This window comes from Acinetobacter sp. YZS-X1-1 (assembly GCF_000804305.1).
Taxonomy (GTDB): domain Bacteria; phylum Pseudomonadota; class Gammaproteobacteria; order Pseudomonadales; family Moraxellaceae; genus Acinetobacter; species Acinetobacter variabilis.
On sequence record NZ_JWHB01000011.1, the window covers coordinates 1 to 23,164 of the forward strand.

At 43.7% G+C, this 23,164-nt stretch carries 24 protein-coding genes and 1 pseudogene; 20 read left to right on the forward strand and 5 right to left on the reverse strand.

Annotation, left to right across the window (positions count from 1 at the left end; genetic code table 11):
- Together filE and RJ01_RS07665 are read left to right on the forward strand one after the other, a co-directional pair.
- The coding region (gene filE / locus RJ01_RS07660) for a putative pilus assembly protein FilE (protein WP_034170614.1) at window positions 1–819 on the forward strand (819 nt) is incomplete at its 5' end.
- 21 nt (window positions 820–840) lie between these two features.
- Window positions 841–2,769: a hypothetical protein gene (locus tag RJ01_RS07665; protein WP_034170615.1), complete on the forward strand. Its 1,929-nt coding sequence runs from the start codon at window positions 841–843 to the stop codon at window positions 2,767–2,769.
- A 45-nt stretch (window positions 2,770–2,814) separates the two neighbouring features.
- On the opposite strand, the gene RJ01_RS07670 is transcribed toward RJ01_RS07665, so the two are convergent.
- Window positions 2,815–3,363 carry an NUDIX hydrolase gene (locus RJ01_RS07670; protein WP_122959126.1) on the reverse strand — a complete coding sequence of 183 codons (549 nt, stop codon included), beginning with the start codon at window positions 3,361–3,363 and terminating at the stop codon, window positions 2,815–2,817.
- A 123-nt stretch (window positions 3,364–3,486) separates the two neighbouring features.
- On the opposite strand from RJ01_RS07670, the gene RJ01_RS07675 reads away from it, so the two are divergent.
- The 9 genes and pseudogenes from RJ01_RS07675 to RJ01_RS16480 all read left to right on the forward strand — a co-directional run bounded on the left by RJ01_RS07675 (window position 3,487) and on the right by RJ01_RS16480 (window position 10,877).
- Window positions 3,487–4,101, forward strand: coding sequence for a CoA pyrophosphatase (locus RJ01_RS07675; RefSeq protein ID WP_004783401.1), 615 nt, complete (start codon window positions 3,487–3,489; stop codon window positions 4,099–4,101).
- Between the two features lie 14 nt (window positions 4,102–4,115).
- A complete protein-coding gene (locus RJ01_RS07680; protein ID WP_034170616.1) occupies window positions 4,116–4,646 on the forward strand; it encodes a gamma carbonic anhydrase family protein in 531 nt (176 codons plus the stop codon).
- Window positions 4,647–4,786: 140 nt separating this feature from the next.
- A complete protein-coding gene (gene tsaB / locus RJ01_RS07685) occupies window positions 4,787–5,452 on the forward strand; it encodes a tRNA (adenosine(37)-N6)-threonylcarbamoyltransferase complex dimerization subunit type 1 TsaB (protein ID WP_034170617.1) in 666 nt (221 codons plus the stop codon).
- Window positions 5,453–5,468: 16 nt separating this feature from the next.
- Window positions 5,469–6,293, forward strand: coding sequence for an undecaprenyl-diphosphate phosphatase (locus RJ01_RS07690; RefSeq protein WP_034170618.1), 825 nt, complete (start codon window positions 5,469–5,471; stop codon window positions 6,291–6,293).
- Window positions 6,287–7,105 (forward strand): class I SAM-dependent methyltransferase, encoded by an 819-nt coding sequence (locus RJ01_RS07695; protein WP_034170619.1) that lies wholly within the window; start codon window positions 6,287–6,289, stop codon window positions 7,103–7,105. The genes RJ01_RS07690 and RJ01_RS07695 overlap by 7 nt, the downstream gene beginning before the upstream one ends.
- A 124-nt stretch (window positions 7,106–7,229) precedes the next feature.
- On the forward strand, window positions 7,230–8,630 hold the full coding sequence (locus RJ01_RS07700) for a C13 family peptidase (protein ID WP_034170620.1): 1,401 nt from the start codon (window positions 7,230–7,232) through the stop codon (window positions 8,628–8,630).
- 39 nt (window positions 8,631–8,669) lie between these two features.
- The gene (gene fghA, locus RJ01_RS07705) at window positions 8,670–9,506 is read left to right on the forward strand and encodes an S-formylglutathione hydrolase (RefSeq protein WP_034170621.1); all 837 of its coding nucleotides are present in this window, start codon (window positions 8,670–8,672) and stop codon (window positions 9,504–9,506) included.
- Window positions 9,507–9,666: 160 nt separating this feature from the next.
- Window positions 9,667–9,919: pseudogene (locus tag RJ01_RS07710) on the forward strand (DUF898 family protein); the annotation flags it as partial.
- Window positions 9,879–10,877, forward strand: coding sequence for a M48 family metallopeptidase (locus RJ01_RS16480; protein ID WP_227504409.1), 999 nt, complete (start codon window positions 9,879–9,881; stop codon window positions 10,875–10,877). The pseudogene RJ01_RS07710 and the gene RJ01_RS16480, both read left to right, overlap by 41 nt.
- 44 nt (window positions 10,878–10,921) lie before the next feature.
- On the opposite strand, the gene RJ01_RS07725 is transcribed toward RJ01_RS16480, so the two are convergent.
- Window positions 10,922–11,200, reverse strand: a complete 279-nt coding sequence (locus RJ01_RS07725) for a DUF2218 domain-containing protein (RefSeq protein WP_034170623.1) — start codon at window positions 11,198–11,200, stop codon at window positions 10,922–10,924.
- Between the two features lie 168 nt (window positions 11,201–11,368).
- On the opposite strand from RJ01_RS07725, the gene rpe reads away from it, so the two are divergent.
- The 4 genes from rpe to RJ01_RS07745 all read left to right on the forward strand — a co-directional run bounded on the left by rpe (window position 11,369) and on the right by RJ01_RS07745 (window position 14,259).
- Window positions 11,369–12,055 (forward strand): ribulose-phosphate 3-epimerase, encoded by a 687-nt coding sequence (gene rpe / locus RJ01_RS07730; RefSeq protein ID WP_034170624.1) that lies wholly within the window; start codon window positions 11,369–11,371, stop codon window positions 12,053–12,055.
- A 626-nt stretch (window positions 12,056–12,681) separates the two neighbouring features.
- On the forward strand, window positions 12,682–12,999 hold the full coding sequence (gene sugE / locus RJ01_RS07735; RefSeq protein WP_034170625.1) for a quaternary ammonium compound efflux SMR transporter SugE: 318 nt from the start codon (window positions 12,682–12,684) through the stop codon (window positions 12,997–12,999).
- A gap of 69 nt (window positions 13,000–13,068) precedes the next feature.
- Window positions 13,069–13,551, forward strand: a complete 483-nt coding sequence (locus RJ01_RS07740; protein ID WP_034170626.1) for a methylated-DNA--[protein]-cysteine S-methyltransferase — start codon at window positions 13,069–13,071, stop codon at window positions 13,549–13,551.
- Window positions 13,552–13,584: 33 nt separating this feature from the next.
- A complete protein-coding gene (locus tag RJ01_RS07745; RefSeq protein ID WP_034170627.1) occupies window positions 13,585–14,259 on the forward strand; it encodes a nuclease-related domain-containing protein in 675 nt (224 codons plus the stop codon).
- Window positions 14,260–14,279: 20 nt separating this feature from the next.
- On the opposite strand, the gene RJ01_RS07750 is transcribed toward RJ01_RS07745, so the two are convergent.
- The 3 genes from RJ01_RS07750 to paaZ all read right to left on the reverse strand — a co-directional run bounded on the left by RJ01_RS07750 (window position 14,280) and on the right by paaZ (window position 19,171).
- On the reverse strand, window positions 14,280–15,215 hold the full coding sequence (locus RJ01_RS07750; RefSeq protein ID WP_081402656.1) for a tRNA-dihydrouridine synthase: 936 nt from the start codon (window positions 15,213–15,215) through the stop codon (window positions 14,280–14,282).
- Between the two features lie 198 nt (window positions 15,216–15,413).
- Window positions 15,414–16,853, reverse strand: a complete 1,440-nt coding sequence (locus tag RJ01_RS07755) for an MFS transporter (RefSeq protein WP_034170629.1) — start codon at window positions 16,851–16,853, stop codon at window positions 15,414–15,416.
- Between the two features lie 206 nt (window positions 16,854–17,059).
- Complete coding sequence (paaZ, locus tag RJ01_RS07760) at window positions 17,060–19,171, reverse strand: phenylacetic acid degradation bifunctional protein PaaZ (protein WP_034170630.1); 2,112 nt, start codon at window positions 19,169–19,171, stop codon at window positions 17,060–17,062.
- Window positions 19,172–19,433: 262 nt separating this feature from the next.
- Here paaZ and paaA point away from each other — a divergent pair, with 262 nt between their 5' ends.
- The 5 genes from paaA to paaE all read left to right on the forward strand — a co-directional run bounded on the left by paaA (window position 19,434) and on the right by paaE (window position 23,119).
- Complete coding sequence (paaA, locus tag RJ01_RS07765; protein ID WP_034170631.1) at window positions 19,434–20,378, forward strand: 1,2-phenylacetyl-CoA epoxidase subunit PaaA; 945 nt, start codon at window positions 19,434–19,436, stop codon at window positions 20,376–20,378.
- 28 nt (window positions 20,379–20,406) lie between these two features.
- The gene (gene paaB, locus RJ01_RS07770; protein WP_004783374.1) at window positions 20,407–20,694 is read left to right on the forward strand and encodes a 1,2-phenylacetyl-CoA epoxidase subunit PaaB; all 288 of its coding nucleotides are present in this window, start codon (window positions 20,407–20,409) and stop codon (window positions 20,692–20,694) included.
- Window positions 20,695–20,710: 16 nt separating this feature from the next.
- Entirely contained in the window at window positions 20,711–21,466 is a 756-nt protein-coding gene (paaC, locus tag RJ01_RS07775; RefSeq protein ID WP_034170632.1) for a 1,2-phenylacetyl-CoA epoxidase subunit PaaC, read from the forward strand.
- Between the two features lie 28 nt (window positions 21,467–21,494).
- The gene (paaD, locus tag RJ01_RS07780) at window positions 21,495–21,995 is read left to right on the forward strand and encodes a 1,2-phenylacetyl-CoA epoxidase subunit PaaD (RefSeq protein ID WP_034170633.1); all 501 of its coding nucleotides are present in this window, start codon (window positions 21,495–21,497) and stop codon (window positions 21,993–21,995) included.
- A gap of 65 nt (window positions 21,996–22,060) precedes the next feature.
- Entirely contained in the window at window positions 22,061–23,119 is a 1,059-nt protein-coding gene (gene paaE, locus RJ01_RS07785; RefSeq protein ID WP_034170634.1) for a 1,2-phenylacetyl-CoA epoxidase subunit PaaE, read from the forward strand.
- Window positions 23,120–23,164: the final 45 nt, after the last annotated feature.

Sequence of the window (23,164 nt, forward strand, 5' to 3'; positions counted from 1 at the left end):
CAACCAGTACAACCAACTAAACACGTTGAGTCTAAATTACCGCAATACTTACCACCAGTGACACAGCCTCAAACCTCTGAACCTGTCATTCAGGCAGTACCTGATCCTGTTCAAAAACAGGGTTTCAGTCAGATTGAAGGGGTGGAATATGTGGATAGTGAATATCTGGAAAATAAAGAATTTAATCTGGAAGGTAAAAAACGTTTCTACAGTATGCCTGAAGGGATAGTTGATAAAAATATTGGGTCAACACGTGTACAGACGATTGAGCGTGAAAAAGGAGTGGGACAGTCGATTATAAAATCCTTGTTTCAACAACCTGCTGTAGATTCTGGTCCAGTCGTACTGGCCCAAACCTACTACCGTATTTCTCAGCCTGAATCTGTAGAAAGCTTAGGTAAGCAGTGTTTTAAAGATAAAAAAGTTAAGAATGCGAAAGAGATTAGTGCAGGTAGATCCATTAATCTGTGGCCACGGGCACCACTGAAATCAGATGAGTTTGATTATGAAATTGTGAAGCTAAAATCTGATATTAAAAATATTCAGATTCAGTCTTATGCTTCCCGTCAGAACAATCCTGCCTATTACTGGCCATTTGTTGTATTTCTGGATGAACGAGGCTGTGTTTTAGAAGGGGCGGGCGGTTTCAAAAATCAGGAAGCACAAGCCAATATTATTCAACATGAGAAGATACAGGGAATTATTCAGATTCCTGCGCAAAGCCAATATATATTAATGACCCCACTCGCTTCAGCCATAGATGTTGAAGACAAGATGCTGACAAATTATGGACAACTAAAACTAGTCGCCATTCGATAAGGACGATTCGAGTAGAATAAGATGAAAAATAAAATATTATATCCATTTGCTTTCACTGCTTTATTTGCCGCCCTCAGCGGATGCGGAGGTGAAAGTGCGAATGTTATACCAGAACAAAATGATGAAGCCACCACGAATGGTTCCTGCTCTGCTACTGCAACGAATTGTCTGGAATGGGGGCTTGAATATCCAATTGATGGTCTTAACTTTAATTGTAGTGGTGATAAAGAAAATACCTTCATTACTTTATTTGACCAAAATGATGGGGTGGCGTCAGGCACTTGTCAAAAAGCAGATAGTATCGAATTTTATCTAAAAAGTTTTAGTGATACCAAAATCAAATTGGGTACTGTCAAGCTCTCTGAATATATGAACCTCAGTACATCGAGCCAATTACCCCGACTAAGTGTACTTGATATTGCCAAGGGAATTACCGGTCGTAACATTGCCAGAATCGAACAGACAGATCCAACCGTACAGGTGGCGATGAAACTGGTGAAAATCTGGCAGACCTTGGCACTGGAAAAAGGCCGTATCTATAATCCGACGGATGTACAGCCCTTGTATATCACAGAGGATATGCGAAAGAATCTGGGCAAAATTAATAATAAAGATATCAGCCTGACAGATGCAAATTTGGCAGAAACCCTTAAACCTTTTATTGATATTAGCCAGATTAGTGATGATCAGGCCTTTGAAGTCGTAAAAAAACTGGCCAATATTGCCAGTGCAGCAGTATATCAACCGGAATTTTCTCTGTTCTCAACTTCAGGCATTATTAGTAGTAACTTGACTGGTTCTGATGGTCTGGCGGGTTGTAATAAATCTGTATGTGACATTAAAGATAAAACGACTAAATATTTATTTGGACATTTTATCCTGATTACAGACCGCCAGGGTTATACCTTCGGCAGTGGACTACAGTGGCGTGACACTCAGCTAAAACTGGGCTCCAATAATCTGGGATCTTTGGGTGGCATTAATGCGGAATTGATCCGTAAAATCAAACCACAGCAAATTACTGCAGTACCGCAAACCAGCTGGATTAGCCCTGCCACGAGAATGCTTTCATCAAATGCACCATATAAAATGAATGTGGCCAACAACAGCAATCCATTAGAAATTTACCAAGGTCGTTTGCTGAGCGATTATGTGATTGCCGGTAAAGAAGCATTTTATAAGATGGCTACAGGTAAAACTGAACTCAGCGATGCTGATCGTGCCAGTCTTGGCTTATGGCGTTTTAATGCCGATGATGACAACTATAGTGGCTCAATTGATCTTTATAAAATTTTCCCGATCAGCTATCTGGATCGTCAAGTTTTTAGAACAGCTGAAAATGTAGAGCCAGGTGAAGAATATATTTTCCCAATGTATGGCAACATGGAGTTTAAATTTAGCGAAAACTCAATTAGTCCTGTTACAGTGGGTGTTGTGATTGATAGTAATGGTGATGTGCGTACCAATATGCAGTCCGCAAGCAATCTTGCAACTGATAGCATTAATGGTTGCCAGGGAGATATTTTGCCGGCTGGACTTAAAGACAATAACGGCGTTCAACAATATCGTCTCGGTACCTTAGGCCGTGCATTTATAGATGAAAAAACAGTATCTATGCGACTGGTCTTCGCTGATCCTGTATTTGGTTCATTAAATGGTGCCCTAGTAGGTATGAACTCCACTATTCAGGCTTCAACCAATACAGATGATAAGATTGTGATTGGTGGGGCATTACTCAATTTATCTAATGTACTGAATGGAACCAGTCGTGTGGGCTTTACCAACTCAGCTGGAGAAAGCGTAGGTTGGGCGAATACTTATGCCAGCTTCCAGAAAGTTTATAATAACAATAATACTGATGAAACGACGCAGGAGACCAATCTGGCCAAGCTAAGTGGTGGAAGTGTTTCATTTAAATTAGCGGATTGTTATAGCATCAAAACAAAATAATGAAAAAAGCCCATCATTTGATGGGCTTTTTTATAAAAAGACATTTTAACCTGTGTGATCCAAACGAGTACCCAAGGTCTCTAGGTGCATCGGGAAATTATTGGTTTTACGGTCTTCAAAATAATGACGAAGCGTATGCTCTACACTCGGGAAAGCCAGTTCACTCCAGGGAATTTCATCTTCGTTAAATAAACGTGCTTCAATGGTTTCTTCACCTGCACCAAATTTTCCATCAATCAGTTGAGATTTGAACAGGACATAAATCTGGCCAATCCGCGGAATATTGTACATGCAGTACAGCTGTTCAATATCCACTTCAGCTTCGGCTTCTTCACGGGTTTCACGAGCTGCGCCCTGTTCCATGGTTTCAAACAGTTCCATATAGCCGGCAGGTAGGGTCCACAGTCCATAACGTGGTTCAATTGCACGGCGGCAGAGCAGGACTTTATCTTCCCAGAGCACCAATGCACCGCAAATCACTTTTGGATTAATGTAATGAATATATCCGCATGTAGTACAAACCTTGCGAACCTTCTGATCGCCTAAAGGAATTTTCTCTGTTGTTTTATGTCCACAGTTCACACAGAAGTTCATATTCATCATCAATGATAACAGTAAGGTCAGGATAACTGAAAAATCAAAATTTGGCATCATTTCTATCCCGCCAAATCAAAAATCAGCTATGATGAAATTATAGTCGCATAGGGAGCTGAATGAATGGATGAGCTGGGATTAATACAACGCTTGCAGAAACATTTACGATTTTCCAAACGGATTCAAACTGCACAGGCTGCTGTATTAATTGCGATCACAGATGAAGCTGATCCCAAAGTTTTGCTGACACGCCGTTCAGCTTATATGAATAATCATGCAGGGGAAGTCTCTTTTCCAGGTGGTAAACGCGACCCTCAAGATACCAGTAATATTGTAGTGGCTTTGAGAGAGGCGTATGAGGAAACGGCGCTTAATCCATTTGATGTGCATCTGATCGGGGATCTCCCGATGCAAAAGGCACGTAACGGGATGCTGGTTAAGCCTGTGGTCGGTTTAATTCCGCCTACCATTCAACTCATTCCTCAGCCGACAGAAATTGACCGGATTTTCTTTGCTTCCTTACAGCATTTGCTGGAAGCTCAGCCCATGCCTTATGAAGTACGGTTTGCCCAGCAGTCCCTATATTTCCCAAGTATGCGGGTGGAAAATGAGATTGTCTGGGGACTGACCGCACGTATGCTGATTTCACTATTTCAGTACGGGCTGGACTATAAAAAAGATTGGCCATTTTTACTTAATTCACCTGCGTTTAAACGCTCAAAATTTTTTAACCGTTGAACAGGATTTCAGCCATGTTATATCAATTTCAGGGACATTCACCAAAAGTAACGCATCAGCCATGGGATGGTTGGGTGGCACCTACAGCGACAGTCATTGGACAGGTCGAATTGGGCAAGCAGGTGAGTGTCTGGTTTGGTGCCGTCGTTCGCGCCGATAACAGCAAAATCCGTTTAGGTGACTTCACCAATGTTCAGGAAAATGCAGTGCTACATACCGATGCTGGCATTGAAATGAACATCGGGAATTATGTGACCATTGGTCATCAGGCCATGCTGCATGGTTGCACCATTGGCGATAATAGCCTGATTGGAATTCAAGCAGTGATCTTAAATCATGCCGTGATTGGCAAGAATTGTATTATTGGTGCCAATGCCCTGATTCCAGAAGGGAAAGTAATTCCTGATAATTCGGTGGTGATGGGCTCACCAGGCAAAGTCGTGAAAACTTTAGATGATGCCAGTATTCAAAAACTGAAAATGAGTGCCATGCACTATGCTGAGCATTTCCAGAAATTTCAGGATATGGAAGAAGTACAGCTTTAGGCTGTTATCTGAATAATGTCCTCAGTTAAGCCTAGAATTTTCTAGGCATTTTTGTATCTGGCTTGGGAAAATCTCGCCTAGAAGATATGAGTGGAGTATTATATTCGACGTTTTTTATATTCTCTGAATTAAGGTTGTGCATGAAAGTGCTGGCATTGGAAACTGCCAATGAGCAGTGTTCCGTCTCTGTGATCGATGATACTCAAGAACTATTTTTTCAGCTTGATGCGCGCGCCAAGGCACAAACGCAAACCATTCTTCCAATGATTGAACAAGGTCTCAATGATTTAGGCTGGGCTGTGTTTGATTTGACAGCGATTGCCTTTAGTCGTGGCCCGGGATCGTTTAGTGGTGTTCGTATCAATGCGGCTGTAACTCAAGCTTTGGCTTGGTCAAATGATCTGCCTGTAATTCCGGTATCCACTTTACAGGCTTTGGCGCAAGCGGCATATCGTTTGCATGGTTTAACTGCAGTAACTGCAGTACTGGATGCACGGATGAATGAAGTCTATGTCGCCAGTTATCAGTTAGATGCTCAAGGGATTATGCAGGCTGTTGATGAAGAACAGCTTTTGAGTTATGAACAAGGTGCTGAAGCAGTTAAATTTACTGTGGTGGGTTCAGGTGCCAATCTAGTTCAAGAAACAGCATCCGAATATAAAAATGTCAGTGCAACAGCACAGGATATTGCCATGATTGCGCGTGCAGCAGCAAAAACAGAAAATTGGGTCAGTGCAGAATTGGCACTTCCGGTATATTTACGTGATAACGCATGGAAAAAAATTCCAGAACAAGGCAAAGCATAATTAATCAGGATTAAGCATGGATCTTTTACTGCTGCTGAAAGCAGCAATTATGGGTATTATTGAAGGTATTACCGAGTTTTTGCCTATTTCCAGTACTGGGCATCTGATTTTGGCTTCAGAATTAATGAATTTCTGGACCAAAGAAAAAAGCGATGTTTTTGTCGTCGCAATTCAGATGGGGGCAATTGCAGCGGTTATTTATGAATATTGGGCACGGCTTTGGGGTGCAGCAACTGGGATCGTAAGTGGTGAACCGCAAGGACGCCGTTTAGGGATTGGCCTGATTCTGGCCTCTATTCCCATTGTGCTGATTGGCCTGACCCTAGGGCAAACCGTAAAAGAGCTGCTATTCAATAATATTGCGATTGCCATTGGCTTGATCGTTGGTGGTCTGATCATTATCTGGATTGAAAAGAATCCACCTAAGGTGCGTGCCCAGGAAGTTGAAGATCTGACCGTAAAAGATGCGATCTGGATTGGTCTGATTCAGGTCTTATCCCTAATACCCGGAACTTCACGTTCAGGTGCGACCATTATTGGGGCGATGTTCCTTGGCGTATCACGTAAGGCTGCAACTGAATTTTCATTCTTCTTGGGGATTCCGGTCATTATCGGTGCAGGCCTGCTCGATCTTTATCAAAGCTATGATGTTTACAGTACCACAGAAGACTGGACAGTTCTGGCAGTCGGTATCATCGTATCGTTCATCTCGGCACTTTTATTAATCCGTGCCTTGGTAGCCTATGTGGCAAAACGTGATTTCATGGTTTTTGCCTGGTATCGCATTGCCTCAGGTTTACTGATTTTATTATTTGCCTTTACAGGTTGGAGATTATGGTAAGCACGATTCGCTTATATACCGAATCTGAGTATCAAGAGAAAGCACAGCACTTCGAGGCTGTGCTTTCTTCTCGTGATGTAGAGGTTAGCATTGAGGTTATTGAAAAGCTGAATGCACGTTTCTTGCGTTTACATCCCGAACTGGCGCTGTGTGTTGATGCTGACGGCCTATGGCTCTGTGCCAATGGCATGAAAATGCAACCAGATTGGCAAGCAGAAGTAGGGCGCTTAAAACGTGCCTCTTTAAAATCGGAAATGATTGCTCGTGCTTGTAATTTGGGAGAAAAGCCGACTCTTGTCGATGCGACAGCTGGTCTAGGTCATGACAGTCTGTTGATGGCACATTTGGGTGCTCAGGTCACCTTGGTCGAACGACATCCTATTTTATTTACCCTGCTTGAAGACAGTCATCACCGAGCGAAAAAGGACACTTTTCTAAGTTCGGTGGTTAAGCGGATTCATCTGGTTTTTTCAGATTCTGCAGACTATCTGAAATCACAGGCTGAGCAGAATGCGGTCGTCGATGTGGTTTATCTGGACCCGATGTTTCCACAACGTGACCAGAACCAGCAGGCACCGAAAAAGCAGGCACAGGTGAAAAAACAAATGCAGTTATTACATCTGCTTTTACCTGAAGATGGTGAAATGGATCTGGGAGATAATCTCTTAGAATTGGCACAAAAAATTGGCAAGCGGGTGGTGGTGAAACGTCCTCGTTTGGCCGTATTTTTAGCTGGAAAAGAGCCAAATCATCAATGGTCTGGTGATGCTTGCCGTTTTGATGCCTATTTTCAGCATGAACTGGTTACTTAATATGAGAATTGCTTCAAAATAGATCAAGGATTTGTTATATATTTAAAAATTGGCATTGATAAAACTTATATCAAGCATAAACTTATTAGGCACATTAGCGAGCCACTCATCTCCCTGAAATCATATGATCGACTTTAAACCCTCCATCAATTTTTGGCACGATTTTAAAAGCAACCAAATTGCCGGGATGTGGTTATTTCTGGGATCTCGGCGTTCGCTGCAACTGGTGCGTCCCTCTATTCTACAACTGGTGTTCTGGGGCATTTTGGGCGGCTGTGCTAATAGCCTGTTTAGCTGGCTCAGTTCCGGCCGCATGGGAGATTTTAACTCTCAAGGTCTGATCAGTTATGCACTTTGGCCCTTTATTGCCTTGATTGTCGGGATTTTCTTGTCCCAACGGGTGAATAATCCTCGTCTGATGCTGGTACCTGCATTACTCTGGCTAGTGCTGGATACACATATCATGCTGTTCCAGAGCCTGATCCAGTATCTGGGGGATCTGGATTATCTACCCTATATTTTCTACGCCTATATTCCGACCCTATTTGTCATGCTGTTTGTCTGGCAAAGTCTGGCTGTGGTCTGGGTAATTTCACGTGAATTAAAATGGCCGTGGTGGGAACGGGCACTGATTATGCTGGCCACCCTGTTTACTTTGGTGGTGTGGCAGATTTCGGTGAAAGATCAGCCCATCTGGAAAGTTGAAGAAATTCCACCAAGTTTTGCTGAAGATGCTTTCTATACTCAGCCGATCTTGCTGAACAAGGCACTAGATGCAATTGAATATGGCGAATTTGCACAATCGCACTGGTACTTCATGGGCGTCGCTGGCGCCAGTTATCAGGATGTGTTCTATTCAGAAATAGAGCGGATTAAAAAGCAGTTTGATACCCGATTTGGGACTTTCGGCCGTTCGATTATGCTGGTAAATCATCCAGCAACACGGACTGAAATTCCGCTTGCTTCTAAAACCAGCATGGAACTGGCCTTGCGTCGTATTGGTCAGCAGATGAACCGGGAAAGTGATGTGCTGTTTCTGTATATGACTTCACATGGCTTGCCAAATGAATTTGAAATGGAAAATGCACCGCTAGACCTGGCATCAGTTGATCCAAAATGGTTGCGTGATACTTTGGATGCCTCAGGTGTGCGCTGGCGAGTGATTGTTATTTCTGCCTGTTTCTCAGGTAGTTTCGCTTCGGCTTTGCAGAATGATAATACCTTGATCATTACTGCTTCTGCTGCTGACCGTCAGTCATTCGGTTGTTCGAACGAAGCTGACTATACTTATTTCGGTCGTGCTTTCTTTGATGAGGCCATGCGTGAAAATAACAGTCTGAAAGCCTCTTTTGAGCAGGCCAAGACTACAGTGGCTAAATGGGAAGCAGCTCAGGGATTTGAACCGTCAGAACCACAATGGGTGATTGGCAAAAACATGGAATTGATGTTGCCACAACTAGAACAGCGTCTTTTCCCTCCAGCGACGACCACTTCAGCATCTCCGTCTGTCGCTTTGGCTCCATAAACCAATCTACAACTTTAGAAAATAGAAAAAGGGATGATGATGGAACTGGTACAGAATAATCGAAGCTTTGAGGGTGAACAGCGGATTTATAGCTTTGAGTCTAAAATATTAAAAAAACCAACCAGATTTGGCATCTTCCTGCCGCCACAAGCTCTGGAAGGCCAAAATTGCCCGGCTTTATTCTATTTAGCTGGCCTGACCTGTACTGAAGAGACTTTTGCAATCAAGGCACATGCCCAGCGTCTGGCTGCCCAGCTTGGCCTGATTCTGATTACACCAGACACTTCACCACGTGGAGATGATGTTGCCAAAGGGGATCACTGGGATATCGGGCAGGGCGCTGGCTTTTATATCAATGCCACTCAAGCACCGTGGGCTGAACATTATCAGATGGAAAGCTTTATCGTCGATGAGTTGTATGAACTGGTGTGTGAAGAGTTTGTAGTGCAGGCAGATAAGATCGGGATTTTCGGTCATTCCATGGGTGGACATGGTGCTTTAACTTTGGCTTTTAAATACCCGGAAAAATTCTGTTCAGTTTCAGCATTCGCACCGATTTGTGCACCAAGCCAATGTCCATGGGGTGAAAAAGCATTCTCAAATTATCTGGGCGAAAACCGTGAAGAATGGTTGAAGCATGATGCAACTGCGCTGGTTCAGGAAAAAGGTGCACTATTTAGCGATATCCTGATTGATCAGGGTTTTTCTGATCAGTTCTATAGCCAGCTGAATCCGGCGTTATTTCAGCAAGCTTGTGATGCCGTGAACCATAAATTAACCTTACGTGAACATCAGGGTTATGATCATGGTTACTATTTTATTCAAAGCTTTGTAGATGACCACCTACAATTCCATGCCGTGCAATTAAATCCATAAGCCAAGCAGCAAAAGCGAAGCAAATTTAAAAGTACAATGAAACTCCAAGAATAGGTCATATTTTTGGAGTTTTTTATATGAATATCAAATAAATATAATAAAAATGACATATAAGTTGCTATTCAAAAATCAGGTAGAACCAGTTGCAGTTAAGAACACGATGCACAATAAGCCTGAACCAGAGATTGGACAGTTATCACCTTCACTAGAAAAACACAGCTTCAAATTTCATGGTAGTGCCACTGAATATTTTGGAATCTGGATGGTGAATCTGATGTTAACCATCATTACGCTTACTTTGTATAGCCCTTGGGCAAAGGCACGCCGTATCCGCTATTTCTACGGTAATACCCAATTGTTAAAAACATCGCTTTGACTTCATTGCCATGCCAAGCCGATATTGGCGGGGTCGGGGGGCGTAAACCGATTATCGAACTGCCTGAAGATCGCCGGATTGAATTTTTGACCAAAGCACCGCATTGGCTGAAGATTAAATCCAAAGAAATCTATCATGTCATATGGAAATTTGAACGTTCTCCACTCCTGATTTTCTTCTCGATGATTATCGTGATATGTGCGGTAATTTTTATTCTTAAATGGGGGATTCCTCATACCGCCCAGCAGCTCGCTCAATTACTTCCCGAACAGACCTTGATCGAGGTAGGAAATCAAACTGAGCAGAAATTAATTGAGCAAACTGAGTCATCCAAGCTCTCCGCAGAGCATCAAGCACGTCTAAAAAAATTGTACGAACAAAAAATTGCGGTAGGGCAACCTGCAAAGATTATTTTCCGTCAAGGTGGAGAAACTATGGGGCTTAATGCAGCAGCGATTCCAAACAATACTATTATTGTTACCGATGAACTGGTCAAGCTCAGCGGTGCAGATGAAGAAGTCCTTGCAGTACTGGCACATGAACAAGGTCATCTGGTGCAAAAACATAGTATGCAAAAAGTGATTTCCAACTTGAGTGCAGCAGGATTATTTGCCTTGGTAACGGGAGATTTAAGTGATGTGGTGGCGGCATCTATAGCGGTACTCGCCGATGCGGGATATTCACAGGCGCTTGAACTTGCTGCGGATGATTATGCCATGCAACATTTGCATCAACAGCAGATCTCCAGTATTCATTTGTCGAACTTTTTGCAGCGGGTGAAAAATGCCAGAATACTGGCAGAGGAATCACAAACCTTAAAAATGAAAAATTTCACTCTCAATATCGATGGAAAAGACCGGCACCTGACAGAAACTGAACTGAAATGGATTCGCCTGATTGGGAAGTTTAAAAAATATCTGGAATCACATCCCGAACTGGATAAAAGAATTAAACGGATTCATGCTTTTAATGAACAGGCGAATCATCATTTTTAGCTTCTGATCATTATTATGCTTTGATTATCAAGGATTTTTAGTGCTTATCTTTGCCAGTCGACAGTCAGATTTTCCTGTCCCATACGGATCAGATGATCCAGCACTACATTTTCAAGTTTATTCAGGTCAGTGGAATCAGCATTGCTCTGAATCATTACGGTAAGATGATCTGCCTCGGGTGTCAGACTCACTTCTGCACTTGGAAAATGAATCAGGAAATTTTGTTCGGTTTCATCAATATTAAATTTATGTTTCCAGTGATTGGCCAGGCGTTTGGCAATTCGTGAAGCTTGTTGCATCTGGATATGGGCAATACTTTTCATCAGTTTTCTACACTATTCATCATTATCCTGTACTTTAAACCAAGCGGTGATGCTGGCATAAGCCTCAAAGCGTTACACAGCGTTTTAATCTTGCAACATCGAATCACAGTAGCCGGAGCGGATTTGATATAATGGGAAAAATCCAATTTCACTTAGCCAGGTCCTTTCATGTCCAAGCCTTATTTAATTGCACCTTCTATTTTGTCTGCCGACTTTGCCCGTTTAGGTGAAGAAGTTGAAAATGTACTTCAGGCCGGTGCAGACGTTGTGCATTTCGATGTTATGGATAATCACTATGTACCCAATTTAACCTTTGGCGCAGGTGTATGTAAGGCACTGAAAAAATATGGTATTCAGGCACCTATTGATGTGCATCTCATGGTGAAACCTGTAGATCGCATGATTGGTGACTTTCTGGAAGCAGGCGCAGATATTATTACGTTTCATCCGGAAGCATCTGATCATATTGACCGTTCTTTACAGTTGATCAAATCGGGTGGTGCTAAAGCCGGTCTGGTATTTAATCCAGCGACACCATTGCATTATCTGGATTATGTACTGGATAAGGTTGATCAGGTATTGCTAATGAGTGTGAACCCTGGCTTTGGTGGACAGAAATTCATTCCAATGACTTTGGATAAATTACGTCAGGCGCGCAAGATCATTGATGCTTCAGGTCGTGATATCCGCTTAGAAGTAGATGGCGGTGTGGGACCAGCAAATATTCGTGAAATTGCAGAAGCTGGTGCAGATATGTTTGTGGCCGGTTCAGCGATTTTTGGCAAGCCGGATTATAAAGCTGTGATTGATGAAATGCGTAGTGAGCTGGCTAAAGTCGGTCAAATCCAGCTTTAATCTCTAAAATGTTTATGGTGCATAAATCTGTGGATAACTTTATGGATAAGTGTGTAGATATCTATGTTGATAACCATATGGATATGTTGCATATTTTGTAATCGTTTGTACCTTGATTGATTGTATCTTAGACAAAATTTGTATAAAAAGAACTCAATTGGAGTTCTTTTTACATATGTCAGCCCTTGATTTTAGTGGTCGTTTATTCATCAAAGGTTAATAATCAAGCCAAACAAAAAGTGATCAATAGTTCTTAGGTTTGTGTTTCATTGTGTAAGATCTCCACGCTATTTTTAAATTTAATTCATGTGCATAACTTAACAATATGGATTTATCCTTTGTTTGTTTTTCTTACTCAAGTTTCTGTAATGCCATAACACGATGTCCCATGTTGGCGTTCCTTAAGATAGGCTGAAATCTTCAGGTTGTCCTGAGCATTTGAGTAAGACATGGTTAATTTAATTCTCTTTCAGTCAAATTTTGTAAATGGCAGGTTGGTTTAACCGTTTGCTTTATAAAATGTCTATTTTTTAGGGGGAACGACCTCCCTTGTTGATTAAGTTTATAAAATTCAACAAGAAAAATCGTCAGGACGGCCTGACCCTGTTAATTAGGAGGAAGGCGATATGGCCTGGATTATACTTGTATTCGCTGGGCTATTTGAGATTGTCTGGGCCTATTCTATGAAGCTCTCAGAGGGTTTTACCAAACTCACGCCGAGTATTTTTACGATTGTTTTTATGGTGCTCAGTTTTGTATTGTTGGCCTATGCCATGCGTACTTTGCCTTTAGGGACTGCCTATACCATCTGGACGGGCATTGGCGCAGTTGGCTCATTTCTGGTCGGTGTTATAGTTTTAGGTGAACCTGCTTCTGCTATGCGTATGCTGGCTGCGGTGCTGATTATTTCCGGACTTGTTTTGATGAAATTATCCTCCTCCTAAGAGCTGTTGAGCAGTTCTGATTTCGAGTAAAATAAAAACTGGCAAGCTTGATTCTGTAGGAGTAGGGCCATGCAACTCAGTTATATTTATATGGACTCGCCTGTAGGGCAGTTGCAGCTGGTCGCCAATGAAACGGCGCTGGTAGCTGTACTCTGGGATTGTGAAAAACCGAATCGGGTCAGGTTGGCAACTCTGGTTGAAGATCCACAGCATCCCGTATTGATAGAAGCTCGGCGTCAGCTTCAGGAATATTTTGCCGGTCAGCGCAATGTTTTTGAGTTGCCTTTGGACTTTGCTGGTACAGATTTCCAGAAAAAAGTCTGGCAGGCTTTGCTGAATATTCCTTATGGACAGACCCGAAGTTACCGGGAAATCGCTGAACAGGTCGGTAATGTTAAAGCAGTACGCGCCGTGGGTGCTGCCAATGGTAAAAACCCGATCTCGATTATTGCACCTTGTCATCGGGTGATTGGCAGTAGCGGTAAGTTGGTAGGCTTTGCAGGCGGTCTGGATAAAAAAGAAATTCTGTTAAATATTGAGAGAACCCATTAAGATCAAAATCATAAAATTAATGAAAATTAAAATATGGACCTGTTCGCAACACAAATCTTAGGCCAACTCTGGTCCAGTTTATGGTGGGTTCTTCTACTTTTTATTGGTTTAATCGTATTTAAGTTATTTAAACCATTTTTAAAAGGGAAGCTGGGAGAATTCGCTGTTGCCACGCATGTCAAACTTTATCTGAAAGGCCCTGAGTATCAATTATTAAATGATTTGACTCTTCCGGATGGAGACTGGGGTACAACCCAAATTGATCACCTTTTATTAAGTCCTTATGGCCTGTTTGTGATTGAAACCAAAAACTATAAAGGCTGGATCTTTGGTGGCGAGCGACAAAAGACTTGGACGCAAAAACTTTATAAAAATAGCTATAAATTTCAAAATCCGATTCATCAGAATTATAAGCACATCAAAGTTCTGGAGCAGTTGCTGGCTGATATTATCGAGCCAGACCAGCTGCATTCTGTGATTGTATTTATGCCAGATGCGGTATTCAAAACCCCAATGCCAAATTATGTATTTCGAGGCGCAGGTTGGACAGATTATGTAAAAAGCTTTAATCAGCGAGTTATTTCTGATACCAAGATTAAACGTATCCAGATTCGTTTGGAGAAGGAAGTACTAGAAAAATCCTGGAAAACCAACCGTGAACATGTCGCAAATTTAAACAGGCGGCAATCCGAACAGAAAAGCCTTTGAATCATTCAAAGGCTTTTTTCTTAATTTTTCGAGGTTTTTAACTTTTCAGTAATTTCAACCAGCTGTTTAATCCGTTTGACCTCATCCCAGAGTGCTTTGGCTTCAAGATAATGCTTGGACATCATCCCCAGCCATTGTTTGTAACGGCCGACCATATTCATTTCCTTTTTATAGGAACCATTCAGGAAACGGATTTGCAGTTCAAGCAGCTCATTCCAGGTGATGAGCGGCTCATCAGAATTCTGGCGAATACATTGGGTCAGATCAGGTGTAGTGACTGCACCACGGCCAATCATCAGGTCTTCACAGCCTGATTCTAGCTGACATTGCTTTGCATCGGCATTGGTCCAGATTTCACCATTGGCAATGACATTAATTTTTAAGGCTTCACGGATCGGTTGCAGTTGGTCCCAAAAGGCTGGCGGAGTATAGCCATCGGCCTTGGTCCGCGCATGAACAGTGACCCAGGCCGCTCCAGCATCTTCAATGGCATGCGCATTTTCCATCATGAAGTTGCGATCCATATAACCCAGACGCATTTTCGCCGAAACCGGGATATGTGCGGGCACTGCATCACGAACAGCTTTGACCAATTCATAAACGACTTCAGGTTCATCTAGTAGTACTGAACCACCACGGTGACGGTTTACGGTTTTGGCTGGACAGCCGAAATTCATGTCAATTGCAGGCGCGCCCATAGCAGCGACTTTCACTGCATTGGCTGCCAGCATTTCCGGGTTATTTCCCAGAAATTGTACATGCACTGGCGTACCGGTAGCAGTTTTGCCCTCATTTAACAGTTCAGGGCAGTAGGTGTGATAGATATGATCTGGCAGCACCGAATCCGTGACACGAATAAACTCGGTTACACACCAGTCGAAGCTCCCGACGGATGTCAGTACATCACGCATAATCGGGTCAGTTAAGCCTTCCATGGGTGCAAGAACAAGTTTCAATGGTCAACACCTGTTAATTCGAAAAACGGTGTTATACGGCTTTTTGGTGGGAATGTCCAGGCAGTTTAATTTTCATATGAATTGCAGAAAAAGATTGAGTGTGAATGAGTATCTATTGATCTTTTGCTATCGAAATAAAAAAACCTTAAATCGACTGATTTAAGGTTTGGATTTAAATCTTAAAAATCTAATATTGTCTTAATCGATTAGTTTTTCGACTTTCATACTTTCACGATAATACTGACAGCCTTTATACAGCAGGAATACACCGATTACACCAGCTACAGCATTGACGATAGAAATCGAATTACCCACCATTAAGGTATTTTCATAATATCGGTCTGTAATCAGCGCCACCGCAGTTGTACCCACACCGAGTGCAATCAGGTTAGAAATCAACAGGAATTTGGCTGATACCTGAGAGCGCAACTGGTTCGGTGTCAGCATCTGGGTAGCAGCGGCTGATGCCGGAATCGGGAAGGTGGAGAAGAACATGGCGACAAAGATCAGTGCGAATGAAAGCTGCATATTGTCGACCTGAGTAAATAGCACACTTGGAATGATCAGGGCAGCACAGCCAATTGCACCGGCACGAATCGCTGCATCACTATAGCCACGTTTAGAAAAGAAGTCGATGAGCCAGCCACAGAATAGGGCGCCTGAAGTATTTGCGACAAGAATAATACTTCCAAGGATATATCCGGTCTGGCTTGCATCCAGGCCAAAGTGACGCATGTAGTAGGCCGGTGCCCAGCCGAGCAGGGAATACAGCATCATAGTATAGAAAGAGAAGCCAATAAAATGACAGAAGAAAGTCTTTTTATGGGTTTTAATAAAACCGATGGAATTCTTAAAAGATGCTTTAACGGCGACACCATTCGCATCCATTTTGAGGCCTTTACGCTCGGGTTCCCGTACGGTCAAAATCATGAGCAGCGCCAGCAATACACCCGGTAAACCGACAATCATAAAGGTCAGCTGCCAGGTTTTGATTTCACCGATCATCGGTAAAGTGACAAAGCTAACATCTTTGAGCAGACCGATGACATAACCGCCGATCAGGAAAGCCAGTCCTGAACCGATAAAAGCACCAATGGCATAAACACCCAGCGCACGGCCCAGTTTATGTTTAGGGAATAGATCCGCCACAATGGAATAAAAGGCAGGGGAAAGTGCTGCTTCACCTGCACCGACACTGAGGCGAGCCAGAAACATCTGGATAAAGTTTTTGCTGAGACCACAGGCTGCAGTTGCCAGACTCCAGAAGGCAATCCCGACTGAAATAATTTTCACACGGGATTTCTTGTCGGCCAGTGCGGCAATCGGTACGCCCATAAAGGCATAAAACAGGGAAAAAGCCAGCCCTTGTAACAGGCTGAACTGGGTATCACTGAGCATCAGGTCGGCCTTAATTGGCTCAATCATCAGGGACAAAATCTGACGGTCTACGAAAGAAAGAATATAAGCCACCATACAGATGATCACTACATACCATTGATAGCTGCTACGTTCTGGAGCTGCTGGTGGAATTTCTGTAGCTACCTGTTCAGGGATAGGCGTAGTAATTTTTAGATGAGAATCGAGTGGTTGGACGTCATTGTCAACCTTGTCTATGACCAATGTTTTTTCATTCATCATGCAACATCCTGTGCAAGTTATAGTGATTAGCTTATTTGATACAAATTTAATTATTTTTATTTTTAATATGTATCAGTTAATCTAATCTAGGAGTAATTTGCACAGCCGTCAATATGTCTGGATTAAAAAGATACAATTATTTTTAAAAGAATAAAAAAGGGAATCAAATTGATTCCCTTCTTGCTTTAAGTATCTGAAAATGGTGGTTAAGCGGTTTTTTCCACTAGAGTCAGGATGTCATAAGTCGCGACTAGTTCATTGCGCTGGTTTTTCACTTTGATGTCCCAAACCACGACACCATGCGGTTTTTGCTCATCACGCAGTGGTTTTGGTGTTTTCTGCTTGCAGGTCAGTTCTACCTGAATGGTATCACCAATTTTCACCGGTTCTACGAAGCGAAGGTTATCCATACCGTAGTTAGCAATGACAGGACCCGGAGCGGCATCAACAAACAGACCAGCAGCGGCAGAGACAATGAAGTAACCATGTGCGACGCGTTCACCGAACAGGGATTCCGCAGCCGCAATCTTATCCATATGTGCATAGAAGTAATCACCACTTAAACCACCAAAGTTGACAATATCAGCTTCAGTAATGGTACGGCGTGCAGTCAGCAGGCGTTCACCGATCCGCAGTTCATCAAAGGATTTCTTGAATGGATGCACGCGGTCTTCAAATACCTCCGCACCCGCAGTCCAGCTATGACCGACCTGAGTCAGCACATTTGGTGAGCCTTGAATAGCAGTACGCTGCATATAGTGTTTCACTGCACGCAGACCACCGAGTTCCTCACCACCGCCAGCACGCCCCGGACCACCATGCACTAACAATGGCAGTGGTGAACCATGACCGGTACTTTCCTTAGCGCTTTCACGATCCAGAATATGCACACGACCATGCCAAGGCGCGATCTTGCTGAGTAGCTGTTCAATATTTTCATCATGGTTACGCACGATTGAAGCGACCAGACTGCCTTCACCACGAGCTACTAATGTTGCCAGTTGTGGTAGGTCACTATAGGGCATCAATGTAACCACTGGGCCAAAGGCTTCGATATTATGAATCTGTTGGGCCTGTACCGGATCTTTACATAACAATACTGTTGGTGGATAGAAAGCAGATTTTTCCGGATGTGCGACCTGGATGGCAAAGTCCTGGCGCAGGTGGCTACCCATGATGATTTCAGCTTCCTGTGCCAGTTGTTCTACCTTAGCAGCAACATCATGCTTCTGTTTAACGCTGGCCAGAGCACCCATGGTTACGCCGTCCTGTGCAGGATCACCGATGACTACTTTCTGTAGTTTTTCAGTCAGGCGCTGCTGTACAGTATCGAGTAATGCTGCTGGCACAAAGGCACGACGAATTGCAGTACATTTTTGTCCGGCCTTGGTCGTCATTTCACGGAAGACTTCACGCACAAACAAGTCAATGGTTTCATCGTTGGCTTGCTGGGTCAGGATGGCGCTGTTCACCGAATCGGCTTCCATGCTGAATGGAATGGAGTGGGCATTCAGGTGTGGATGTGCACGTAGTTTCTGCCCGGTAGCAGCCGAGCCTGTGAAGGTTATTGTATCCTGTGCATTCAGGTGATCAAACAGGTTGTAAGTCTGTCCGCAGATCAGCTGCAGAGCACCTTCTGGCAGTAAATTACTGGCTAAAATGTCTTTAACCACTGTATGTGTCAGTTCTGCGCCTTCTGTTGCCGGTTTAACAATACATGGCACACCGGCTAGTAGAGTAGGTGCAATTTTTTCCAGCATACCCCAGATTGGGAAGTTAAATGCATTAATATGCACTGCTACACCGGCTTTGGGGCTCAGGATATGTTTGGCACCAAAGCTGCCCTGTTTGGATAGGGGAATCCAGGCATCTTCTACCAGTGCGGTTTCATCGCTGAGTTCACGGCGAACTAGACTTGAATAGGCAAACAGGGTGCCGATCCCACCTTCAATATCAATCCAGGCATCTTTGCGGGTACAGCCAGTTGCGGCTGCCAGGCGGTAATAATCTTCCTTACGTTCCAGTAAATATTGTGCCACCTGTTTCAGGGCATTGGCACGCTGGTGGAAAGTCCAGTGGGCAATGGCAGCCCCTTTCTGTTTGGCATATTGCACTACGTTATGCATGTCGATGCCGTGGCTGCTGACCTGATAAATCGCTTCACCACTAATGGCGTGATAGACCGTACGCAAGTCATTTTGTGCGCTATGTTCATCACCTAAAACCAGTGAACTCAATACTTTAACTTTAGCTGAGTAATGCGCCTGCGTGTCGTCCTGAAGATCCATGCTCTGGGTGGTGCTGTCCAGTTCCAACATTGTATAACTCCATTTATGATACGTTGTTGAGTTTATTTTTGCTTTTGATGTTTCATAAATTGCAATCAAAAAGCTTAAATGTCAATCATAATCCGCAAACAAAAAAGTAACTTTCATGTAATTAAAAATTTAAAAATATTAAAAACAATAACTTAACTTAAAATGCTTTTTAAAAATATATGATACTCAAAAAATAGTATTGATTTTATATTTGTATCGTTTTAATTTGAGTGTATCAGCACTTGGGATAAGTGAGACAAACATGAATAAGCAACAACAAACATTCGATCAGAAGATAGAGCAGGACATTTCTATTGAAGCGAAGGACTGGATGCCGGATGCCTATAGAAAGACCCTGATCCGCCAGATTGGCCAGCATGGGCATTCAGAAGTGATTGGCATGCTGCCAGAAGGTAACTGGATTACCCGCGCACCGACTTTGAAACGTAAAGCGGTATTGCTGGCTAAAGTGCAAGATGAAGCAGGACATGGCCTGTACCTCTACAGTGCAGCAGAAACGCTTGGTGCAGACCGTGATGACATGATGGAAAAGCTAATTGCTGGCCGCATGAAATATTCATCCATTTTTAACTATCCAACCCTGACCTGGGCAGATGTGGCTGCGATTGGCTGGCTGGTAGATGGGGCGGCAATCGTCAATCAGGTGGCACTGTGTCGTACATCTTATGGTCCTTATGCACGTGCCATGGTGCGTATCTGTAAAGAAGAAAGTTTCCACCAGCGTCAAGGCTTTGAGGCCATGATGCAACTGGCACAAGGCACGCCAGAACAGAAACAAATGGCACAGGATGCAGTGAATCGTTTCTGGTGGCCGGCATTAATGATGTTTGGTCCAAGTGATGACAATTCTCCAAACAGTGCGCAAAGCATGCAGTGGAAAATCAAATTATTCAGTAATGATGCATTGCGTCAGAAATTTGTCGATAACACTGTGCCGCAAGTATTGCAGCTTGGCCTAACTGTACCGGATCCAGACCTGAAGTTTAATGAAGAAACAGGCCACTATGAATTTGGTCAGGTGAACTGGGATGAGTTTTTCGATGTACTGGCAGGCAAAGGTCCATGCAACCACGAACGTATTGAAGCACGTCGCAAGGCTTGGGAAGACGGCAAATGGGTGCGTGAATCAGCAGCAGTTTATGCCAGCAAGCAACAGCAGCAGTCAGATCAACGAAAAATCGCTTAAGGCAACGGAATAGCACAAGGATATGCAAATGAACAAGAATAACTGGTCTTTATACGAAGTATTTATTCGCAGCAAACAGGGTCTGAGCCACCGTCATGTCGGCAGCCTGCGCGCCCCTGATGATGAAATTGCCCTGCAAAATGCCCGTGACGTCTATACCCGTCGCAATGAAGGTGTAAGTATCTGGGTCGTGAAATCTGAACTGATTACCTCATCTCAACCAGATGAAAAATCGGAGTTTTTTGATCCTTCATTGAACAAGGTCTACCGTCATCCGACCTTCTATCACATTCCAGATGGCATCGAGCACATGTAAGGTGGAGGGCAGAGTAATGACGAATCAGGTATTAGCACAATTTTTACTACATGTTGGCGACAGCCAGCTCATCCTTTCACACCGTCTGGCGGAATGGTGCGGTCATGCACCGGAACTGGAGCTGGATATTGCACTGGCAAATATCGGCCTAGACTTACTGGGTCAGGCACGTACAGCACTGAGTCTCGCCGGTGAAATTGAAGGACTGGGCCGTGATGAAGACAAACTGGCCTATTTTCGTACCGAGCGTGAATACCGCAACCTATTGCTGTGCGAACAGCCAAATAATGACTTTGGTCAAACCATCGTACGTCAGTGGTTGATGGATCATTACCATGCTTTGCTGTTTGCAGCACTCAGCAATAGCAGGAATGAAAACATTTCTTCATTCGCTATCAAGTCGCTGAAAGAGGTGAAATACCATTTGCGTTTTTCAACCTCATGGATGGAACGCCTGAGCTTAGGTACAGCAGAAGCTCATGAAAAAATCCAGAATGGTCTGAATCAGCTATGGCGTTTTACCGAAGAGTTGTTCAGCCTGACTGCAGATGAACGTCAGCTGGTTGATGCTCACCTGATTCCGGATGTGGAACTGCTGAAACCGAAATGGTTGGAAAGCATATCTGCTGAGTTGCAACGTTTTGAACTGAGCTTGCCAGAAAGTGGTGCTTACCGTAGTGGAGCCAAGCAGGGACTACATACCGAACATCTGGGTTATGTACTGGCGGAACTGCAATATATGCAGCGCAGCTATCCAAGTATGAACTGGTAAATCCAACACATCACAGGGAGTGAGTGGCATGAATCTGATCAGACATGTAGAAGACCAATGCTGGGAGGTCCTGGCCCAGGTTTCCGATCCGGAAATTCCGGTCCTGTCGGTCCTTGACCTGGGCATGATTCGTGGGGTGGAGATCAACCCGCAGGATGAAATCATCGTCCGATTGACGCCTACTTATAGTGGCTGTCCGGCAACCGATCTGCTTAAGGCGGAAATCACCCAGGCATTTGCAGCACATGAGCTGACGCCGGTCAAAGTTGTGGTCGATCTGTCAGAAGCCTGGACCACCGATTGGATGAGTGAGGAAGGCAAACAGAAACTGCAGCAATATGGCATTGCCCCGCCCAAAGGTGGTTCAAACAGCTGCGGTACCCATGTCGCACTCAGCGATGGCATCCAGTGTCCACATTGTCATAGCCAGCACACCCGATTACTCAGTGAATTCAGTTCAACCGCTTGCAAGGCGCTGTACAAATGTCAGGAATGCCTAGAGCCGTTTGATTATTTTAAATGTATTTAAGGGCTTAAGCGCACAAGCCATAACAATAAAGCGTGAGATCGCCACAGCTTAAGAAGGATTTTGAAATGAGACAGTTTATTCCGTTAACCATTAAATCGATTCAGCCTCAGACTGAACAGGCAATTTGCATTGCTTTCGAACTGAGTCCGGAACATGCCGAAAGCTTTCAGTATCAGCCGGGCCAACACCTGACCATCCGTCACATGACAGAACAGGAAGAATTGCGCCGTTGCTATTCGATCTGTAGTGATACTGATGAAGACATGAGTATTGCGATCAAGAAAATTGATCAGGGCCAATTCTCGATCTGGGCCAATGAAAATCTGAAAGTCGGTGATGTATTGGAAGTGATGCCACCACAAGGCGTGTTTTTCCAGAAAGCGGCCAAGGCTGGTGGTAAACATTATCTGGGCTTTGCTGCAGGCAGTGGCATTACACCAATTTTGTCTATTGTCAAAGCAGTGTTGAGCCGTCAGCAAGATGCCACTTTTACACTGGTTTATGGTAACCGTTCCTGGAAACAGACCATGTTCTCTGAACAGATCATGGATCTGAAAGACCGCTTTAAAGAGCGTCTGCAACTGATCAATATTTTCTCGCGAGAATTGAATGACAGCGAGATTTTTAATGGTCGTATTGATGCAGAAAAACTGCAGCAGCTGTTTCAGGCAGGCCTGATTCCAGCAGAAACCGATCACTGCTTTGCCTGTGGTCCTGAAGAAATGATGAATGCGGTCGAAACCGTATTGCCAACCCTCGGGATTGAACGCAGCAAAATTCACACCGAACGCTTTAATACCGGGACTGCACCAAAAGCCTCTACACAGCAGATCGAAAGCCGTACTGAGGAAAAGGTCAACATCGTTCTGGATGGTCGTGAGCTGATCATTGAAGTATCCAAGCAGGATGACAGTATTCTGGATGCTGCTTTACGTGCTGGAGCAGATCTACCTTATGCCTGCAAGGGCGGGGTATGCGCAACCTGTAAATGTAAGGTGCTGCAAGGTGAAGTGGAAATGGCGATCAACTATAGCTTGGAAGAAGAAGAAATCCAGAAAGGTTATGTGCTGAGCTGTCAGGCGCGTCCAACCACTCAAAATGTTCGTCTCAGTTTCGACGAGTAAAGATTTTAAATTAAGCATCATGCAGATAAATGCATGAACGAAATA

Bases quoted from the DNA above. Each gene is read 5' to 3' on its own strand.
- RJ01_RS07665 (WP_034170615.1), top strand. From the start codon at position 841: ATGAAAAATAAAATATTATATCCATTTGCTTTCACTGCTTTATTTGCC.
- RJ01_RS07670 (WP_122959126.1), bottom strand. From the start codon at position 3,363: ATGAACTTCTGTGTGAACTGTGGACATAAAACAACAGAGAAAATTCCT.
- RJ01_RS07675 (WP_004783401.1), top strand. From the start codon at position 3,487: ATGGATGAGCTGGGATTAATACAACGCTTGCAGAAACATTTACGATTT.
- RJ01_RS07680 (WP_034170616.1), top strand. From the start codon at position 4,116: ATGTTATATCAATTTCAGGGACATTCACCAAAAGTAACGCATCAGCCA.
- tsaB (WP_034170617.1), top strand. From the start codon at position 4,787: ATGAAAGTGCTGGCATTGGAAACTGCCAATGAGCAGTGTTCCGTCTCT.
- RJ01_RS07690 (WP_034170618.1), top strand. From the start codon at position 5,469: ATGGATCTTTTACTGCTGCTGAAAGCAGCAATTATGGGTATTATTGAA.
- RJ01_RS07695 (WP_034170619.1), top strand. From the start codon at position 6,287: ATGGTAAGCACGATTCGCTTATATACCGAATCTGAGTATCAAGAGAAA.
- RJ01_RS07700 (WP_034170620.1), top strand. From the start codon at position 7,230: ATGATCGACTTTAAACCCTCCATCAATTTTTGGCACGATTTTAAAAGC.
- fghA (WP_034170621.1), top strand. From the start codon at position 8,670: ATGGAACTGGTACAGAATAATCGAAGCTTTGAGGGTGAACAGCGGATT.
- RJ01_RS07725 (WP_034170623.1), bottom strand. From the start codon at position 11,200: ATGAAAAGTATTGCCCATATCCAGATGCAACAAGCTTCACGAATTGCC.
- rpe (WP_034170624.1), top strand. From the start codon at position 11,369: ATGTCCAAGCCTTATTTAATTGCACCTTCTATTTTGTCTGCCGACTTT.
- sugE (WP_034170625.1), top strand. From the start codon at position 12,682: ATGGCCTGGATTATACTTGTATTCGCTGGGCTATTTGAGATTGTCTGG.
- RJ01_RS07740 (WP_034170626.1), top strand. From the start codon at position 13,069: ATGCAACTCAGTTATATTTATATGGACTCGCCTGTAGGGCAGTTGCAG.
- RJ01_RS07745 (WP_034170627.1), top strand. From the start codon at position 13,585: ATGGACCTGTTCGCAACACAAATCTTAGGCCAACTCTGGTCCAGTTTA.
- RJ01_RS07755 (WP_034170629.1), bottom strand. From the start codon at position 16,853: ATGATGAATGAAAAAACATTGGTCATAGACAAGGTTGACAATGACGTC.
- paaZ (WP_034170630.1), bottom strand. From the start codon at position 19,171: ATGTTGGAACTGGACAGCACCACCCAGAGCATGGATCTTCAGGACGAC.
- paaA (WP_034170631.1), top strand. From the start codon at position 19,434: ATGAATAAGCAACAACAAACATTCGATCAGAAGATAGAGCAGGACATT.
- paaB (WP_004783374.1), top strand. From the start codon at position 20,407: ATGAACAAGAATAACTGGTCTTTATACGAAGTATTTATTCGCAGCAAA.
- paaC (WP_034170632.1), top strand. From the start codon at position 20,711: ATGACGAATCAGGTATTAGCACAATTTTTACTACATGTTGGCGACAGC.
- paaD (WP_034170633.1), top strand. From the start codon at position 21,495: ATGAATCTGATCAGACATGTAGAAGACCAATGCTGGGAGGTCCTGGCC.
- paaE (WP_034170634.1), top strand. From the start codon at position 22,061: ATGAGACAGTTTATTCCGTTAACCATTAAATCGATTCAGCCTCAGACT.